This is a genomic window from Ruegeria sp. BC2 (assembly GCF_056539245.1).
The window spans coordinates 1,707,684-1,723,247 of the sequence record NZ_JBQFUQ010000001.1 but is presented as its reverse complement, the minus strand read 5'-3'; the positions used below and the strand labels follow the sequence as shown (position 1 = coordinate 1,723,247).

At 61.1% G+C, this 15,564-nt stretch carries 17 protein-coding genes, 1 tRNA gene and 1 riboswitch; of the genes, 7 read left to right on the top strand and 11 right to left on the bottom strand.

Going from position 1 to position 15,564, the window contains the following annotated elements:
* From cobW to ACR0CU_RS08560, 3 genes are all read right to left on the bottom strand, one after another.
* Positions 1–1,056 carry a cobalamin biosynthesis protein CobW gene (gene cobW / locus ACR0CU_RS08570; protein ID WP_480642829.1) on the bottom strand — a complete coding sequence of 352 codons (1,056 nt, stop codon included), beginning with the start codon at positions 1,054–1,056 and terminating at the stop codon, positions 1–3.
* A gap of 2 nt (positions 1,057–1,058) precedes the next feature.
* On the bottom strand, positions 1,059–1,442 hold the full coding sequence (locus ACR0CU_RS08565; protein WP_170390537.1) for a DUF1636 family protein: 384 nt from the start codon (positions 1,440–1,442) through the stop codon (positions 1,059–1,061).
* 82 nt (positions 1,443–1,524) lie between these two features.
* Positions 1,525–1,729, bottom strand: a riboswitch (cobalamin riboswitch).
* Positions 1,730–1,801: 72 nt separating this feature from the next.
* Positions 1,802–2,677 (bottom strand): LysR family transcriptional regulator, encoded by an 876-nt coding sequence (locus ACR0CU_RS08560; protein WP_170446714.1) that lies wholly within the window; start codon positions 2,675–2,677, stop codon positions 1,802–1,804.
* A gap of 108 nt (positions 2,678–2,785) precedes the next feature.
* On the opposite strand from ACR0CU_RS08560, the gene ACR0CU_RS08555 reads away from it, so the two are divergent.
* The gene (locus ACR0CU_RS08555; RefSeq protein ID WP_170446712.1) at positions 2,786–3,742 is read left to right on the top strand and encodes an NAD(P)-dependent oxidoreductase; all 957 of its coding nucleotides are present in this window, start codon (positions 2,786–2,788) and stop codon (positions 3,740–3,742) included.
* Between the two features lie 221 nt (positions 3,743–3,963).
* Here the strand turns inward: ACR0CU_RS08555 and ACR0CU_RS08550 are convergent.
* A tRNA-Cys gene (locus ACR0CU_RS08550) sits at positions 3,964–4,037 on the bottom strand.
* Between the two features lie 227 nt (positions 4,038–4,264).
* Here ACR0CU_RS08550 and ACR0CU_RS08545 point away from each other — a divergent pair.
* The 3 genes from ACR0CU_RS08545 (at position 4,265) to ACR0CU_RS08535 (ending at position 7,325) form a co-directional block, all read left to right on the top strand.
* Positions 4,265–4,918 (top strand): protein-L-isoaspartate O-methyltransferase family protein, encoded by a 654-nt coding sequence (locus tag ACR0CU_RS08545; protein ID WP_170338223.1) that lies wholly within the window; start codon positions 4,265–4,267, stop codon positions 4,916–4,918.
* A 95-nt stretch (positions 4,919–5,013) separates the two neighbouring features.
* On the top strand, positions 5,014–6,432 hold the full coding sequence (locus ACR0CU_RS08540; protein WP_170446710.1) for a TolC family outer membrane protein: 1,419 nt from the start codon (positions 5,014–5,016) through the stop codon (positions 6,430–6,432).
* 74 nt (positions 6,433–6,506) lie between these two features.
* The gene (locus tag ACR0CU_RS08535) at positions 6,507–7,325 is read left to right on the top strand and encodes a hypothetical protein (protein WP_170358470.1); all 819 of its coding nucleotides are present in this window, start codon (positions 6,507–6,509) and stop codon (positions 7,323–7,325) included.
* A gap of 3 nt (positions 7,326–7,328) precedes the next feature.
* Here the strand turns inward: ACR0CU_RS08535 and ACR0CU_RS08530 are convergent, their stop codons facing one another.
* Together ACR0CU_RS08530 and ACR0CU_RS08525 are read right to left on the bottom strand one after the other, a co-directional pair.
* Positions 7,329–8,786, bottom strand: coding sequence for a cobyric acid synthase (locus ACR0CU_RS08530; RefSeq protein WP_170446708.1), 1,458 nt, complete (start codon positions 8,784–8,786; stop codon positions 7,329–7,331).
* Positions 8,787–8,944: 158 nt separating this feature from the next.
* Positions 8,945–9,265 (bottom strand): DUF6280 family protein, encoded by a 321-nt coding sequence (locus tag ACR0CU_RS08525; RefSeq protein ID WP_093962585.1) that lies wholly within the window; start codon positions 9,263–9,265, stop codon positions 8,945–8,947.
* A gap of 219 nt (positions 9,266–9,484) precedes the next feature.
* Here ACR0CU_RS08525 and efp point away from each other — a divergent pair, with 219 nt between their 5' ends.
* Positions 9,485–10,048 (top strand): elongation factor P, encoded by a 564-nt coding sequence (gene efp / locus ACR0CU_RS08520; protein WP_093962584.1) that lies wholly within the window; start codon positions 9,485–9,487, stop codon positions 10,046–10,048.
* Positions 10,049–10,088: 40 nt separating this feature from the next.
* Here the strand turns inward: efp and ACR0CU_RS08515 are convergent, their stop codons facing one another.
* Both ACR0CU_RS08515 and ygfZ read right to left on the bottom strand, forming a co-directional pair.
* Positions 10,089–11,054, bottom strand: coding sequence for an ABC transporter transmembrane domain-containing protein (locus ACR0CU_RS08515; RefSeq protein WP_170338230.1), 966 nt, complete (start codon positions 11,052–11,054; stop codon positions 10,089–10,091).
* A gap of 106 nt (positions 11,055–11,160) precedes the next feature.
* Positions 11,161–11,898: a CAF17-like 4Fe-4S cluster assembly/insertion protein YgfZ gene (gene ygfZ, locus ACR0CU_RS08510; RefSeq protein ID WP_480642825.1), complete on the bottom strand. Its 738-nt coding sequence runs from the start codon at positions 11,896–11,898 to the stop codon at positions 11,161–11,163.
* A gap of 72 nt (positions 11,899–11,970) precedes the next feature.
* On the opposite strand from ygfZ, the gene ACR0CU_RS08505 reads away from it, so the two are divergent.
* Positions 11,971–12,570, top strand: a complete 600-nt coding sequence (locus tag ACR0CU_RS08505) for a glycosyltransferase (protein WP_480642823.1) — start codon at positions 11,971–11,973, stop codon at positions 12,568–12,570.
* Here the strand turns inward: ACR0CU_RS08505 and ACR0CU_RS08500 are convergent.
* Positions 12,518–13,387: a hypothetical protein gene (locus ACR0CU_RS08500; protein ID WP_480642821.1), complete on the bottom strand. Its 870-nt coding sequence runs from the start codon at positions 13,385–13,387 to the stop codon at positions 12,518–12,520. The genes ACR0CU_RS08505 and ACR0CU_RS08500 overlap by 53 nt on opposite strands.
* 106 nt (positions 13,388–13,493) lie before the next feature.
* Here ACR0CU_RS08500 and ACR0CU_RS08495 point away from each other — a divergent pair, with 106 nt between their 5' ends.
* A complete protein-coding gene (locus tag ACR0CU_RS08495) occupies positions 13,494–14,264 on the top strand; it encodes an alpha/beta hydrolase (protein ID WP_480642820.1) in 771 nt (256 codons plus the stop codon).
* 14 nt (positions 14,265–14,278) lie between these two features.
* Here the strand turns inward: ACR0CU_RS08495 and ACR0CU_RS08490 are convergent, their stop codons facing one another.
* Positions 14,279–14,560: a DUF1496 domain-containing protein gene (locus ACR0CU_RS08490; RefSeq protein WP_170435065.1), complete on the bottom strand. Its 282-nt coding sequence runs from the start codon at positions 14,558–14,560 to the stop codon at positions 14,279–14,281.
* A 159-nt stretch (positions 14,561–14,719) separates the two neighbouring features.
* The gene (locus ACR0CU_RS08485; protein ID WP_170446702.1) at positions 14,720–15,481 is read right to left on the bottom strand and encodes a hypothetical protein; all 762 of its coding nucleotides are present in this window, start codon (positions 15,479–15,481) and stop codon (positions 14,720–14,722) included.
* Between the last annotated feature and the right edge of the window lie 83 nt (positions 15,482–15,564).

Genomic DNA, 15,564 nt, shown 5'->3' with positions numbered 1-15,564 from the left:
TTACTCGGCGGCCTCGGTGACGCCCGTCAGGATGCCGCGGATAGCGTCGGCGTCGATGTCGTCATGCTCGGCGATGACCACAAGGCGCGAGCGGCGCTCTTCCTCGGGTTTCCACGGGCGGTCATACTGGTGCCGCACCCGCGCGCCGACCGCCTGGACCAGCAGGCGCATCGGCTTGCCCTGAACGGCGGCATAGCCCTTGACCCGCAGGATGTTCAGCTCGTTCGCCAGACGCTCGATATTGGCGACCAGCTGCGCCGGGTCGGTCTGTTCTGGCAGCTCGACCACAATGCTTTCGAAATCGTCATGTTCGTGGTCGTCATGGCCATCGTGATGCGAGGGGCGGGCGTCCATGTCGTCTTCGGCTGCGGCCTCCAGCCCCAGCACCACGCGCACGTCCACCGCACCCTCGGCCACTTCGACCACGGGCAGGGGGCGGGGCGCCTCGGCGGCGATGATCTCGCGCGCCTTGGCCACGCCTTCGGGGCCGGCCAGGTCAGGCTTGGTCAGCAGGATGATGTCGGCGCACGAGATCTGATCCTCGAACACCTCGGACAGGGGCGTTTCGTGGTCGATCGAGTCATCGGCCATGCGCTGGGCATCCACCGCCACGACATTCGGGGCGAAGCGGCCTGCGGCCACGGCCTCGGCATCGGCCAGAGCGATCACGCCGTCCACGGTGATCTTGGAGCGGATGTCGGGCCAGTCGAACGCCTTGAGCAGCGGTTTCGGCAGGGCCAGACCGCTGGTTTCGATCAGGATGTGATCGGGGCGCGGGTCGAGCGCCATCAGCGCCTCGATCGTGGGGATGAAGTCATCGGCCACGGTGCAGCAGATGCAGCCATTGGCCAATTCCATGATGTTTTCCGCCGGGCAGTCGGGGATCGCGCAGCTTTTCAGGATTTCGCCATCGACGCCCACGTCGCCGAATTCGTTGACCACCACGGCCAGCCGCTTGCCCTGCGGGTTTTGCATCAGATGGCGGATCAGCGTGGTCTTGCCCGAGCCGAGAAAGCCGGTGATGACGGTGACGGGAAGTTTTTCGAGGGTGCTCATGCTCAGGCTCCAATCGGGGGAATGCGGGCGGCGCAGTTCTTGCGGAAATGTTCAGGGCGGTCGCGCCATTTCACAAGGCCATCATCGGCGGCCAGATATTTGGTGGCGCCTTCGACGATGATCTCGACATGGTCGGATTCGTTCAGGTTCTCATAGACGAAGGTCCAGCGCGACGGCCCGCCGCGCAGAACGATCGAGCAGCCCTGATCGCAGTTCGACAGGCATTCGACCGGCTTCAGGGTGATGCCCGCGGGCAGGTCGGCGGCTGCCAGTGCCTTGTGCAGCAGCGTGCCGGGGCGCTGGGCGTCATCCTCGATGGGCAGCCCGCGTCGGCAAGTGGTGCAGACCAGCAGCTCGACTGGTGTGGTCTCGGTCACGTCTCTCATCCCCCCTCACTCGGTTGTCGGGGGACGGGGTATGCGCGGGCCACGTTGCGGACATGGGCCCGACACCGGAACACCCCGTCCGGTTTGTCTTCGGGCGTTGGCAGGTCTCCCGGCTTGCGGATGTCAGAGCGGCGCTCTGTCGGATGTCCCGCCTTCCCGGCCAGCGGCCAGTGGCATTTGGGCACCCTCTCCGGTCACGGTCGCGGGGGCGGCTGCGTTTGACGGAAAACCGCTGACGCATTCCCTTTTCATCTGCTTGCACAGACACCAACGCAAGCGACATGCGGCACGGGCAGGGGGGTTGTCAAGCGCGCGGGGCCAAGTGCCTCGCGTCGGATCGAAAAAGCGACTTGCCGGGATCAATCCGCGGCATCGCCGTCCAGCCGGTCGCGCAGCCAGGCCAGGAACAACTGGGCAGGGATGGACGGAGGCGCCGCGCTGACGCTGCGGATCAGATAATGCGACTGGGCAAAGGGAATCGCCGGCCCCGCAACCCGGATCGGCGCGCCCTGGGCGATGGCGTTGCGCGCGAACCGCTCCAGAACGGTGGCATAGCCAGCGCCGGCCATCACCAGTTGCAGCGCCGTGACGGTCGTATCCGCCGAATTACGCGCGGGGCGGTCGGGCAGGTCGGTGCCCGTGGCCTCGAAGTACCGCGCCCAGTTGTCCTCATACCCCAGAATGTGAATCAACGGGCCGTTTTGCAGGTCTGGCGCCGGGTCCTGCGCCCGGCAGACGGGCACCAGCCGTTCCGAGCACAGCTGTTCGGCCGCAACTCCGGGCCAGTCGCCATAGCCCAGCCGGATTTCCACGTCCACATCCGCAGGCGCGGCCGAGTCGTTCCAGATATGTGACACCAGCCGCACCGGGATCTCGGGGTGCTGGGCGCTGAACGCGGGCAGCTCGGCCGCGATCCAGTAGGTCATCGTCGATATCGCCGCCCGGATGGTCAGCGCCTGCCGCGAGGCGGGGCCGAACAAGCTGTTGGTGGACAGCGCAATATCCGACAGCGCCCGGCGCACGGTCAGCGCATAGGACTGGCCCAGCTCGGTCAGCGACAGGTGTCGGGCGTTGCGGGCAAAAAGCGGCTGCCCAAGGTCCGCCTCGAGCGAGCGGATATGCAGCGACACCGCCGTCTGGGTCAGGCCCAGTTCCTGCGCGGCGGTGGTGAAATTCAGATGGCGGGCGGCGGCTTCGAAGCTGCGCAGCCAGGCCGGATTGGGCAGGCGGTCCATTCAGCACCAAAATATTTTGCATTTAGATTGACTTATTATTCGTTTCTTTTGTCGATGGGCAACGGAAATACTCGTGCCAACGAAATTGCGCCTGCGGGAGGGCAGAACATGAAGGTCGGTTTCATCGGTTTGGGCAATGTGGGGGGCAAGCTGTCGGGGTCGCTGCTGCGCGACGGTATCGACCTGACGGTACACGACCTGAACCCCGATCTTGTGGCGGAGTTCGCCGCCAAGGGAGCAAAAGCCGGTGAAAGCCCGGCCCAGATGATGCGCGATTGCGATGCGGTCATCACCTGCCTGCCGTCGCCCGCTGCCTCGGACGCAGTGATGCAGCAGATGCTGCCCGAGGTTACCCACGGTAAGATCTGGATGGAGATGTCCACCACCGACGAGGCCGAGGTCAAACGCCTGGGGGCCATGGTGATCGAACGCGGCGGGGCGGCGGTGGACTGCCCGGTTTCGGGCGGGTGCCACCGGGCGGCCACGGGCAATATCTCGATCTTCGCGGGCTGCGACCGGGCCACGTTCGAGCGTATCCTGCCGTTCCTTACGACCATGGGCCGGCGCATTCTGCATACCGGCGATCTGGGCACGGCCTCGGTTCTGAAGGTGCTGACCAACTATCTGGCCACTGCCAACCTGATCACCTGCGCCGAGGCGCTGGTGACCGCCAAGGCCGCCGGGATGGACCTGAACACCACCTACGAGGCGATCAAGATTTCGTCCGGCACGTCCTTCGTGCATGAGACCGAAAGCCAGGTGATCCTGAACGGCTCGCGCGATATTTCCTTCACCATGGACCTGGTGAAAAAGGATATCGGCCTGTTCCAGGAGGTCGCCGACCGCGCCGGCGTGCCGTTGGAGATGAACCCGTTGATGATTAAGATCTTCGACGACGCCATCGCCCGCTATGGCGCGCGCGAGCTGTCGCCCAACGTCATTCGACGGCTCGAGGATGCAACCGGGCTGAGCATTACCGCGCCCGGTTTTCCGGCCGAGATGCAGGACGATGAACCGGAAGAGCCGGGGTATGAGGTGATTCCTCAAGGCCGAAGCACGGTTTGAGCCGACGGTCAGCGCAAGGCACGCCCTTTCCGGGGGGGGGCTCGCATGTACCGACCGCGTCGCTGGTGACCCAGCGCGGACTAAATCCTTGCTCGGAAATTACTGGTTAGCTCGGCTGCGCTAACCATCTCCGCGCGTATTTTGGCGTTTCGTATCAACAAACTGGTCCAGGCGACTATCACAGGACCAGAGAACAGCGATGCAATGCGAGGCTGGAAAGTTGGAGGCGAGTACCGGAATCGAACCGGTGTACACGGATTTGCAATCCGCTGCGTCACCACTCCGCCAACTCGCCTTTTCAAGCAATTTCAATTACTTGACGTGGTGCAGACGCGGTTCTAGCAGCTTTCCCGAACAACGTCCAGAGGGTTGCTGAAAATTCCGCCGACCACGGCGTTGGATGGTCGGTCAGCGCAGTGGCAACTTTTGTCGCGGCCTGCAATTTTTGCCGGGCTGGCCGTTGCCGGGCGGGATCGGATGTGGCAAAAGCCGAGCAACCATGGGAAATATACGAGCGGTCACATGACGGATTTCGCAGCCCGACGCCACACGATGGTAGACACTCAGATCAGGCCCTCTGATGTCACCAAATTCCCGATCATCGATTCAATGCTGAAGGTCCAGCGTGAGAACTTCGTGCCGGATGCCAGTCGCGAAGTGGCCTATGCTGGCGACCTGATCGACCTGGGAAACGGGCGCTGCCTGCTGGAGCCGAGGACTCTGGCGAAGATGCTGGATGCATTGAATATTTCGAATGACGAGGTGGTTCTGGATATCGCCCCGGCGTTCGGATACTCGACCGCCGTCGCCGCGAACATGGCGCAGCTTGTGGTGGGCGTCGAGGATGACGAGGCCAACGCAGCCGACGCGCAGTCCCGCCTGATGGAGGCGGATATCGACAACGCGATCATTCATGTCGGACCTTTGGAGCAGGGGGCGGCCGAGCATGGCCCCTATGATGTCATCATCATCCAGGGCGGTGTGGAACGTCTGCCCGATGCCCTGCTCGATCAACTGAAAGATCATGGCCGCATCGCCTGCCTGTTCGTCGAAGGCAATCTGGGCACCGTTCGCATTGGTCGAAAGTCCGATGGGCGGGTGACATGGCGTCATGGCTTCAACGCAAACGCACCGGTGCTGCCGGCGTTTTCGGCCGAGTGTGCATTTTCGCTATAGTCGATCAGCGGTTTTCCGCGGTCCCTTGATTAGTTGAAAACAAAGGCGCAAACTGCCTGCGGGCTTGCGTTATTTTGATTTGAGAGGATTTGGGTATGCTTGGAACGGCTGGAGGGAAGCTGGTCAAGGCAGTCGCTCTGACGGCGGGAATCGCGCTGAGCGTGATGCCGGGGCGCTCGGTTTTGGCGGACAATCTGACCGACGCGTTCATCGGTGCATACAACACAAGCGGGCTGTTGGAACAGAACCGCGCCTTGCTGCGCGCAGCCGACGAAGACGTTGCAATCGCATTGTCGGCCCTGCGCCCGATCATCAACTGGACCGTCCGTGTCAGCCAGGATTATGCCAAGTCTCGCGCCGGAACAGTGGTGTCGACGGTCGAACCGTCGCGCTTCTTCTCGGGACTCACGCTGAGCCAGCTGGTCTATGACGGCGGTGCATCGATTCTCGGGAAACAGTCGGCTCAGGAAACAGTTCTGGCAACTCGCCAAGCATTGATCGATATTGAGCAACAGGTTCTGTTCCGCGCAACGACGGCTTATCTGAGTGTTCTGCTACAGGAAGAAACGGTTCAGATTCGCCAGAACAACGTCAATCTCTCAGGCGAGGAACTGCGGGCCACGCAGGACCGTTTTGAAGTCGGTGAGGTCACCCGGACCGACGTCGCGCTGTCCGAAGCGCAGTTGGCAAGCTCGCAGGCTGATCTGGCCGATGCGCGAGGCGACCTGAGCACTGCCCAAGCGGAATATGTGAACGCCGTCGGCAAACAGCCGGGCCGTACTGCGGGCCAGCCGCGTCTGCCGAAGCTGCCCGGTTCTTTGGCCGAGGCCATCAGCCTGGCACAAAGAAACCATCCGGCAATCCTCTCGGCGCAGCATCAGGTGCGTGCCTTGGATCTGACCGTGCAGCAGCAGCGCGCGGGCCTGGGTCCGAATGTAAGCCTGAACGCGGACGCGGGGATCACGGAAAGCTATGACAACGACGACTATACCAACGATGCGTCCATCTCGTTGAATTTCAATCAGCCCATCTATGCCGGTGGCCGATTGGCGGCCAACGTGCGCCGCGCAATGGCTCAGCGGGACGCATCGCGCGCCAACCTCCTGAATGTGCAGAAAGACATCACTCAGGGTGTGACGGACGCCTATGTGCGCTTTGAAACGGCCACTGCCAGCCTGCGGGCATCCGTCGAACGGGTACGCGCATCGCAGGTCGCCTTTGACGGGATTCGCGAAGAGGCCACCTTGGGGGCTCGGACCACACTGGACGTTCTGACCGCTCAGCAGGATTTGCTGGACGCACAATTGGCCGAAGTTGCCTCGCGGACGGAACGGTCTCTGGCTGCCTATCAGTTGTTGCAGGCACAAGGTCTGTTGACGGCCGAGCGCCTTGGACTGGCGGTCCAGATTTATGACCCGACGCTCTACTACAACCTGGTCAAAAAGGCGCCTGCACAGATCAGCAAGCAAAGCCGCGACCTGGATCGAGTTCTCAAAGCTTTGCGGCGCGAGTGATCAGCCACACTATCTGTTGTTAGGTTCGACCGGATTGGATACACTGGTCCAAAAGGTCAGAGCGGTAGAGAACAATGACGGATAGCAGTGTCAAAGCAGGTGTCGAAGACGTATTGTCGTCGATCAAGCGTTTGGTCAGCGAAGAAGGGCGCAAGGTCCCGAACCTGATCAAAGCGACTGCGGCCCGCAAGCCGGGCCGACTGGTTTTGACGGATGCCCTGCGGGTTGGCACACCGGCCGAGGATCCCAAAGCACCTTTGAAACTGGCCCAAAAGATCTCGGCTGAGGCGGCCTCGCAGCATGCTGCGAATGTCGAGGCGGTGCGCCCGGCCAACGACCTGTCACAACCTATGCGGTTGCGGTCTTGCGATATCGTTCGTCCCGGAACGCCGGCAATCAATGACATTGGCGGTGAGTCTTCGGATGATCGCGAAGGCCGCAGGGATCTGGCCGGAAGCCTGAGCGCCAAGATCGCGGCTCTTGAGGCTGCGATTGCGCGGACCGAAGATCAGTGGGAGCCTGACGGTGAAAGCGACGACGCTTATTCCGGCACGCGCACCGACACGGTCAGTTGGGCCTCGGACACCGGGTTTTCGACGTCGAAGGATGCGGCTGCGTCCGAAGCTGAGATGGACGCTGACAGCGACGAGGAAACAACGCCTGCCACGTTTATCCGCGACAACCGGGATGCCTCAGAGGCCGAAGTAAAGCTGGATCAGGAAACGCCGGCGATGGCGACCGGCACGATGGATGAAGACGAATTGCGCGAGTTGATCGCAGACATCGTCCGTCAGGAACTGCAGGGCGCGCTGGGTGAACGTATCACCCGCAACATTCGCAAGCTGGTGCGGCGCGAGATCAACCGCGCTTTGGCCGCTCAGAATTTGGATTGACGCTCAGCCGAACCGAGGCTCGGCTGCCAGTGACAGCAGGGCATCAAGGTCCATATGCTGTTCAAGGTGATCGGCCAAAGACTCCAACGTTTGCTCAACACTGTCTTCGTATGCCAGTTCCGACCTGGCGCCAAACCGCTGCAGATACGACGCGCGGAAGGCGTCTGACGCGAAAATGCCGTGTAAATAGCTTCCCAGAACGCGCCCGTCTCTCGATGCGGCGCCTTCCGGGCGACCCTCCACCTGTAACCACGCACGGGCAGTATCCGGACCTTGGGTGCGTCCCATGTGGATTTCGTAGCCGGTGACAGGCTCGCCGCCGGGCAAGGCCTGCGCTGATCGCAGTTCGACCCGCTTTTCCCCGGACATAACCGTTTCCACGTCCAGCAAACCCAGCCCATCGACGCTGCCGGGTCTGCCGTCCACTCCGTCGGGGTCGGCGATCACCCGGCCCAGCATCTGATACCCGCCGCAGAGGCCAAGAACATGGCCGCCCCGCCGTACATGGGCATACAGGTCGATGTCCCAACCCTGTTTGCGGAAAAAGGCCAAATCTCCGATCGTTGATTTGCTGCCCGGCAGAATCACCAGATCCGCGTCACCGGGAAGGGGGCGGCCAGCCGGAATGATCTCGACCGAAACACCCGGTTCGGCAGACAGCGGGTCCAAATCGTCGAAATTCGCCATGCGCTCCAACTGCGGCACTGCAACCTTGCAGGTGCCGCCGGCGTGCGAGCGGATATCCATCATGTCTTCTGCGGGCAGTTTCCAAGCATCGTCAAACCAGGGAACGACGCCCAGGCAAGGCCATCCGGTGCGTGCCGCAATGTCGTCGCGCCCGTCATCAAACAGGCTGACATCTCCCTTGAAGCGATTGACCGCAAAGCCGCGGATCATTGCAAGATCGGCACTGTCCAGCACTGTGTGGGTGCCGACGATCTGCGCTACGACGCCGCCCCGGTGAATGTCTCCCACCAGTATGACGGGCACATTTGCGGCGCAGGCAAAGCCCATGTTGGCGATGTCGCCTGCCCGCAGGTTGGTCTCGGCCGGACTGCCGGCGCCCTCGACCAGCACAAGGTCGGCATCTTGGCAAAGCCTGGCAAAGCTCTCGAGCGCGGCGTTCAGAAGCTTGGATTTGTCCTTGCGATAGTCCTTGGCCCGCATCGTTCCCGCCCGCTTGCCCTGAACGATCACTTGCGCACCGGTATCGGTTTCCGGCTTCAGAAGGATTGGATTCATGTCCGTATGCGGCGGGCGCCCCGCCGCCCGGGCCTGCAGCGCCTGGGCGCGGCCAATCTCGCCTCCATTTGCCGCTACTGCGGCGTTGTTGGACATGTTCTGTGGTTTGAAGGGGGCAACCTTCAACCCTCGCCGCGCAAAGGCCCGGGCCAGCCCGGCCACAAGCATCGACTTGCCGACGTTGCTGCCGGTTCCCTGAATCATGATCGCGCGAACCATCTGAGCCTCCTGCGGATGTTGGCAGATGACCGCATTTATTCAGCCGACGAAAGCGTGGATCGGGCCATTTGCACGACGAATGCGACTATTCCGCTGCGTACAGGGCAAAAAAAAGCGCGCCGAAAGTACCGGCGCGCGTTTTTGGGTCGGGCAAAGCCTTAGGCGGCTTCGGCCTGCTGTGCAGCGTTGCGGCGTTCGCTTTCTTCGCGCGACAGGGCGACGGAGGTACGCACGCCACGGCCAACGAACTCCATCAGTCCGTGGACAACCCGTTCGTTCGGGTCGATGCCAGCGCAGGACAGCACTTCGCGCCCATCGCGCGAGCGTGCCCAGCGGGCGATTTGTTCCGGGCCATTGCCGTATTTCTTGTCATCGGCGATGGCATCATCGAGTGCAGCCAGCACAACGGCCGCGAAAAGTTTGCGGGCACGGTTGCCTTGCTCATTGTTAAAGGCGGTGCCGTCAACGAAATCTCTCATCTCGTTTTCCTTGTTGTTCTTGCTCTTGTAATTTTCGGCGTGGCGGTCCTTATGACCTATTTAGTGCGATTCGGATACACCTAATTTGCATAGTTGCGTTGCGTCATTTGCATGGCTCTCTGCAGGTGCAGCACTAGGTTTCGTTGTATTGCATGGATCGGTCCCGCCGGATATAGGGACGACAACTGACGCATCAACCATGTGTGAAGGAAATATGTCATGCCCAAGATCAATGGGAACGAAATTCGCCCGGGCAATGTGCTTGAGCATAACGGCGGTCTGTGGGCGGCGGTCAAGGTCGATCACGTCAAACCGGGCAAAGGCGGTGCCTTTGCACAGGTGGAATTGCGGAACCTGCGCAACGGTTCGAAACTGAACGAGCGGTTCCGTTCAGCGGACAAGGTCGAGCGTGTTCGGTTGGAGCAGAAAGACCAGCAGTTCCTGTATGAAAGCGACGGGATGCTGGTATTCATGGATGCCGAGACCTATGAACAGATTGAATTGCCTGCAGATTTGCTGGGTGACCGTCGTCCGTTCCTTCAGGACGGGATGACCATCGTGGTCGAATTCTATGAAAGCGAGGCGCTGAACGCGACGCTGCCTCAGAAAGTCGTCTGCAAGGTCGTCGAGACTGAACCGGTCGTCAAAGGTCAGACTGCGGCGAACTCGTTCAAGCCGGCGGTTCTGGACAACGGGGTCAAAGTCATGGTGCCGCCGTTCATCGCGCAGGACGAGATGATCGTCGTGAACACCGAGACCATGGAATATTCCGAGCGCGCGTAACGTCGCGTCATACTCGGAGAAAGACCAAGAAACCGCGCCGCTATTCGGCGCGGTTTTTTTCTTGCGAGGCGGCCCCGCCCCGGCGGTAGCGGGCGCGGTCCGGGCCGAACAGTTCCAGCAACAGCTCGAACTTGATGCGATTGGCGCTGACCTGCCGGTAAAAAGCGATGAGAAACCCGGTCGGCCCCTGGATCCGGGCCAGACCGCTGGTCGCGGCGACCACGGTTCCCACGTCGGTTTCTCCTTGCAGAACCAGCCATCCGCCCAGCATCAGAACACCGACGGTGCCTGCACCGTTGATCACGCTCAGCAGAAACTTGGCCGACAATTTCCACAGGAACATCCGCCGCCGGGTGTCGTAGATCGCGTCGAACTGGTCGTGCACCTCTTGAGTCACGGCCTCGATGTTTTCGATCGTCAGATGGTCGGTCGCGCTTCGCAATATGCGGACGCGATCCGCCACGAACACGTTCACCTTTCTCTGCGAGACGAGAACGATGAGGATCTGCGGCGCGATCATCGAAAGGGCGATCAGTCCCAGCCAGGGTTGCGTCGACGAGATGTAGCCAATCACGCTGACCAAGGTTCCGATTTGTACGACCGGGTCCGAGAACGCGCCCCCTGCGAATTTGCCCAGTTCTTCGGCTTCGGCAGAAATGGCCGTCGTCATGGTTCCCTTGCGGACATTCTCGCCGGACTCGTCCACGTCCACGGTGCGGGCCAGCAAAAGCTGGCGAATGCGACGGATCATGTCTTCGCCCAACGTCCCCGCGCGATATCCCAACACCCACTTCAGAGCGAGGCTCAGCAGGATCACCCCCATCATGCCGGCACCCAGCAGCAGGAGATGAGGCGCCTCGATATTGTCCGAGGTCAGATGGTTGATGATGTCCCGTTGAAACTCCAACGGGGCCGCGGCAAGAGCCGCGACCGACAAGGACAACAGGATCAGTATGACTTGCCGTCCGGCGCTGGCGCGCCAGATGGCTGAATACAGTTGGAGCATGCAGGCACCCGATCAGCCAAGTGCCTCAAGTCTTACCGTGTGGCCGGGCCGGATAAAACGTTTGCAAAGCAGCCCGGTTAGTGGTCGTGCCGGTTGGGCAACAGGCTCAATCCAGCAGACGCAGCCGGGCGTCTCCGGCCTGCATGTCGTCGCCCGCCCGATCAAGGCGCAGATAGGCGATGGCCTGTCCGTTCGATTGCGTGAACAGCGTACCAGCTGGCTTTCCCGCCGAAAGGATTTCGGAGCCGACCGGAGCCGCGCCGTCGATGGCGACAACCCGCAGCCCCTTACGCAACTGGGTCTTGTGCTTCATGCGAGCGGTTACCTCTTGCCCGACATAGCAACCCTTTTTGAAATCAACGCCGTTGAGCGGCTCGAAACCGGCCTCGAGGATATAAGTGTCCGGTGTCAGCTCGATCCCGGTTTCCGGGATGCAATAACGCACCCGAATTGCGTCCCAATCCGTTCCATCCTCGGCTTCGGGAGCGTCAGAATATGCGCGCCAGCCCATATCGGGGTGACGAGGATCGGGCAGGGCGCCTTCGGGTGCGGGCCCGGTTCCGCGTTGCAGGTGCAAGTTGGTTTCCTCGATACGCACGTCCGCCCGCAGCTTGTACATGTTCAGCCGCTTGATCAGTGCATCCGCCATCCCCTCAACCACGTCCAGCAGTACCGAGTCGCCATCGCGTTTCAGAAAGAAATCGGCCAGGTACTTGCCCTGCGGGGTCAGGATGGCCGCGTAGACAAGACCATCATCCAGCTTGCGGGTGTCATTAGTGACCAGACCTTGCAAGAAGCTGTCGGTATCCGTGCCGGTCAGGCGCAAAATGCGGCGGGTGCTCATCTTTGGGTCCTCGTCATTGCCCTGAGAGCGGTGATATAAGCGAACCCGTTGCCAAGACCAGAGGTTTCGAACGTGTCCGCCCCGATCAGTATCGTGATTCCGACATTCGATTCCCAAACCGAACTCGCGCGCTCGCTGATGACCCTGATGGAAGGTCTGCACGCCGGTCTGATCCGCGAACTTGTCATCGCCGATGGAGGGTCGACCGATCATACGTTGCGTATTGCCGATGAAGCAGGTGCCCGGATCGTTGCCGGGGCCGGGTCTCGTACCGCGCAGCTGCGCGTGGGATGCGACGCCGCGGTGGGCGACTGGTTGCTGATCATCCGTCCGGGGACCGAGCTTGAGCCGGGGTGGACCGATGCGGTGGCCGAGCACCTTGTAACGCAGCGTCCGGGTGTTTTTCGCCTTGGGTTCCGGTCCTCAGGCCTGAGCCCGAGTTTGACGGCAGGTTGGGCCAATCTGCGTAGCCGGGTCTTCGGACTGGCGTCTGGTGATCAGGGTCTGCTGCTGCCGGCGCAATTGTACAAGGCCGCCGGCGGATATCCGGATCAACCGGGGAAGGAGGAGGCGCTCATGCGCTCTCTGCCGCGCGCGACACTTTTGCGGGCGCGCGCCATTACAGGTGCCGGGCGCCGTGGTCGGACGCGTCCTGAGGCGCCACCTCGGTAACCTCGGTCTCAGGTGCTTCGGAGGTTGGCTTCCGCGCCGGCGGCTCGGTGATGAGGTTGGACCGCAACTCGACAACAGATTTGCCCAACCGGAATGGTGCCGCAAAGCTGACAAGACACAGCGCGATGATCTGTAGCACGAGAATGTGGGCGTTTTCCTGAAGGTATTCCCACTCTCCCTTCAGTTTGGCGACCTGAGCGATCAGGTCATCATAGCTTTGCGCGAGGATCATATAGTCTCCGGCAATTGCCGGCACTTTCCGCCGCATGTTGTCGATCGCGGTCTGCGTTTCCGCGTCCAGCGTGGTGAATACCAGGAATTGCTCGATGTCGAACGCATCGGCCTTGGCGGCCATGTCCTGAATGTCATCCATCTGGCCTCGGGACCGTGCGCCGAAGATGAAGTTCAGGCCCTGCAGCGGCGCAACTTCGTTGGTGACGGCGATGAACAGCGGCAGGTCGGCGTTGCTGGCGGTCGAGGCCGACAGGAACTCGACCTTGTCGCACAAAACCGCCGTGTCCGGGTCGTAGGCCGGATCGCAGAACCGCAGCCGGAACCGCGCGGCGTCGCGATCGAAGGCCAGTGTCGCCGCATAGGCAACGTCGATCTGCCTGTCCAACCTTGAGCTGTCGGATTTGTAGAGCCCCGCCATGACCGCCACCAGCGCGCCCAGCCCACCCAACACGACCCACACGAGGTCGGCCAGCTTCCATGCCCGGTGACCCGCTGGTTTGCGAAACAGGAACGCGGTGCCAATCGATCCGGCCAGAAAGAACAGCAACAGCAGGGGCAGCTGATAGTCGGTGATGAAGCTCATGCACCCGAGTTTAAGTGGTCAGTCTTCCCACGCAACAGCGATCACGTGCAGTTGTAACGCGTGTCAGGATGCCCATACTCGGGTCAGGAGCCGGAGGGAGAACGTGATGAGCAAAGAGATTGTGCTGATCCACGGGGCGTTTGCCGGGCCGTGGTGCATGGCGGACTATGCGGAGTTCTTCCGCGCCCGTGGATGGACGGCGCACACCCCGGCGCTGAGATTCCATGGCGGCGATCCCGCAGCCGACCCCGATGCGGGTCTGACCGACACCAGCGTGCTGGATTATGCCAACGACATTGCAGAATTCGTCCAGGGGTTGGACAGCAAACCCGTGATCCTTGGGCATGCCATTGCGGGCGTCGTTGCCCAGCAGGTTGCGTCTCGCGGGCTGGCCAGCGCCATCGTGTTGATCAACCCGAACGCGGCCTGGGGCACCCTGCCGGAAACCGATGACGAACGCGCAGTGCCGCGCGCCTTGATGGAGGGCGGGGCGTTCTGGAAGCAGCCCATGCGCGTCGACTTCGACCTGATGGCCCCATTTGCATTGAACAAAATGCCCAAAGCCCAGCAACATGCGGTCTTCGATCAGCTTGGCCCGGAAAGCGGGCGGGTGATGTTCGAGATGTTTTTCTGGATGTTCGACGATCACCACGCGATGAAGGTTGATATCGACAAGGTCGACTGCCCGGTTCTGATCGTTTCAGGCTCGGAGGACAGGGCGGTGAACCCCAACACCTGCCGTGCCTTGGCAAAACTCTATGGCGACCGCGCGACCTTTCTGCCTGCAGAAGGTCACGCGCATTTTCTGTTCATGGAGCCCGGTTGGGAAAAGCCAGCCGCACAGATTGCGGACTGGCTGGACCAGAAGCTGGGCTAGGGGCCGTTCAGGCGCTATTTGCTGACCTGAAACGTGCTCTGAGGCCGCCAACGCAGCACGCCGTCGCTTTCACGGTAACAACGCAACAGGCGTTCCTGCACCGTGCTCACCGTACTGGTAACGGTGTTGTCACCGACCATCAGCACAAAGGCATCCTCGGAATAGGCCATGCCTTCGTAATAGCAGAACCGGGTCTCGGCGCCTTCGGGGATGGGGGATGCGGTGCTGAGCATCTGCTGCGCGGGGGCTGCCGAGGCCATCAGGGTCAGGGCCAGCCCGAGAGTCAAAGTTTTCATGTCGTCCTCCCGTTCGGATATCCGATTTTCAAATTGGGTCTTGGACGCTCGGAACCTCAAAGCTCGTTCTTGGATGACGGGTTGAGAGTAAGTGTGAACGGGATCAACGGGTTAGGCAAGGGGGCGAATGCGTAGAATGAGTGGAGCAGCGTTGCCCCGCTACAGTCCAGTAACCACCACACGGTACGAACGCGGATCCTCATATAGTGTGACCATTCGACCCGCCGACAGGAGCCGATCGAGCGGGGCTGGGCGGCGGCGCAAATATCGTTTGCGCAGGTCCAGGCAAACACTGCCGCCGCCACCAATCGTCTGGACCATCAGGTCAATATAGTCATCTACTGGGTAGTGGAACCCGCATGAATAAAAGCTAGTGACCAAGTCCCCGCTGACCTGTGCCATGTCGTTAGGATTTTTTTGGGGATTCAGGGTTTCGACTTCGCGCGGGTCAGCTCCGTTGTGCACTAGAAGGTCGCGGGCATGGGCCAGACTGCTGTAACCGCTGCCACTTCTGGCCCAAGAATGGTACTGCTCATCGGTGTGTTCGATATCTACCAATGTAAGCTTAGGAGAATGATCGCGAAGCAGAAAAAGGGTCGGCAAGGCTTGACCGCAACCAATGTCGACGATTGACTTTGGTCGGATTTTGCGTTCGGCCAAATAGCGACGCAACGGGATGTGCTCTCGGAAGATTTCCAGCAACGCACCATTAAAGATTGCGCCGCGGCGCTCGACGACCTCGGCCACTAACGGGGCACGATTTCCGGCCATCCAAGCTTCTCGGGCCTGTTTGCTGATTTGTTTGGTTCGCTGAAAGCCCAGTAGGGCGATAACTGAATCGGGTAAGATGTCGTTAGATATGCCTAACGCGTCTACATCTCGCTCTGATGCCAGCGTTTCTAGCGTTTGTCGGTCCAACATAACGCAATCCCTTTGTATCCATAGGTGCTTTTAAACCGGTATCCTAATCGACGAAAAACTCCCTGCGCTTAGAAATAGTTATG

Excerpts from the sequence above, each read along its gene's own strand:
- ACR0CU_RS08490 (WP_170435065.1), bottom strand. The coding sequence starts at position 14,560 with ATGAAAACTTTGACTCTCGGGCTGGCCCTGACCCTGATGGCCTCGGCA.
- ACR0CU_RS08560 (WP_170446714.1), bottom strand. The coding sequence starts at position 2,677 with ATGGACCGCCTGCCCAATCCGGCCTGGCTGCGCAGCTTCGAAGCCGCC.
- efp (WP_093962584.1), top strand. The coding sequence starts at position 9,485 with ATGCCCAAGATCAATGGGAACGAAATTCGCCCGGGCAATGTGCTTGAG.
- cobW (WP_480642829.1), bottom strand. The coding sequence starts at position 1,056 with ATGAGCACCCTCGAAAAACTTCCCGTCACCGTCATCACCGGCTTTCTC.
- ACR0CU_RS08525 (WP_093962585.1), bottom strand. The coding sequence starts at position 9,265 with ATGAGAGATTTCGTTGACGGCACCGCCTTTAACAATGAGCAAGGCAAC.
- ACR0CU_RS08540 (WP_170446710.1), top strand. The coding sequence starts at position 5,014 with ATGCTTGGAACGGCTGGAGGGAAGCTGGTCAAGGCAGTCGCTCTGACG.
- ACR0CU_RS08535 (WP_170358470.1), top strand. The coding sequence starts at position 6,507 with ATGACGGATAGCAGTGTCAAAGCAGGTGTCGAAGACGTATTGTCGTCG.
- ACR0CU_RS08565 (WP_170390537.1), bottom strand. The coding sequence starts at position 1,442 with ATGAGAGACGTGACCGAGACCACACCAGTCGAGCTGCTGGTCTGCACC.
- ygfZ (WP_480642825.1), bottom strand. The coding sequence starts at position 11,898 with ATGAGCACCCGCCGCATTTTGCGCCTGACCGGCACGGATACCGACAGC.
- ACR0CU_RS08515 (WP_170338230.1), bottom strand. The coding sequence starts at position 11,054 with ATGCTCCAACTGTATTCAGCCATCTGGCGCGCCAGCGCCGGACGGCAA.
- ACR0CU_RS08485 (WP_170446702.1), bottom strand. The coding sequence starts at position 15,481 with ATGTTGGACCGACAAACGCTAGAAACGCTGGCATCAGAGCGAGATGTA.
- ACR0CU_RS08555 (WP_170446712.1), top strand. The coding sequence starts at position 2,786 with ATGAAGGTCGGTTTCATCGGTTTGGGCAATGTGGGGGGCAAGCTGTCG.
- ACR0CU_RS08530 (WP_170446708.1), bottom strand. The coding sequence starts at position 8,786 with ATGGTTCGCGCGATCATGATTCAGGGAACCGGCAGCAACGTCGGCAAG.
- ACR0CU_RS08500 (WP_480642821.1), bottom strand. The coding sequence starts at position 13,387 with ATGAGCTTCATCACCGACTATCAGCTGCCCCTGCTGTTGCTGTTCTTT.
- ACR0CU_RS08545 (WP_170338223.1), top strand. The coding sequence starts at position 4,265 with ATGACGGATTTCGCAGCCCGACGCCACACGATGGTAGACACTCAGATC.
- ACR0CU_RS08495 (WP_480642820.1), top strand. The coding sequence starts at position 13,494 with ATGAGCAAAGAGATTGTGCTGATCCACGGGGCGTTTGCCGGGCCGTGG.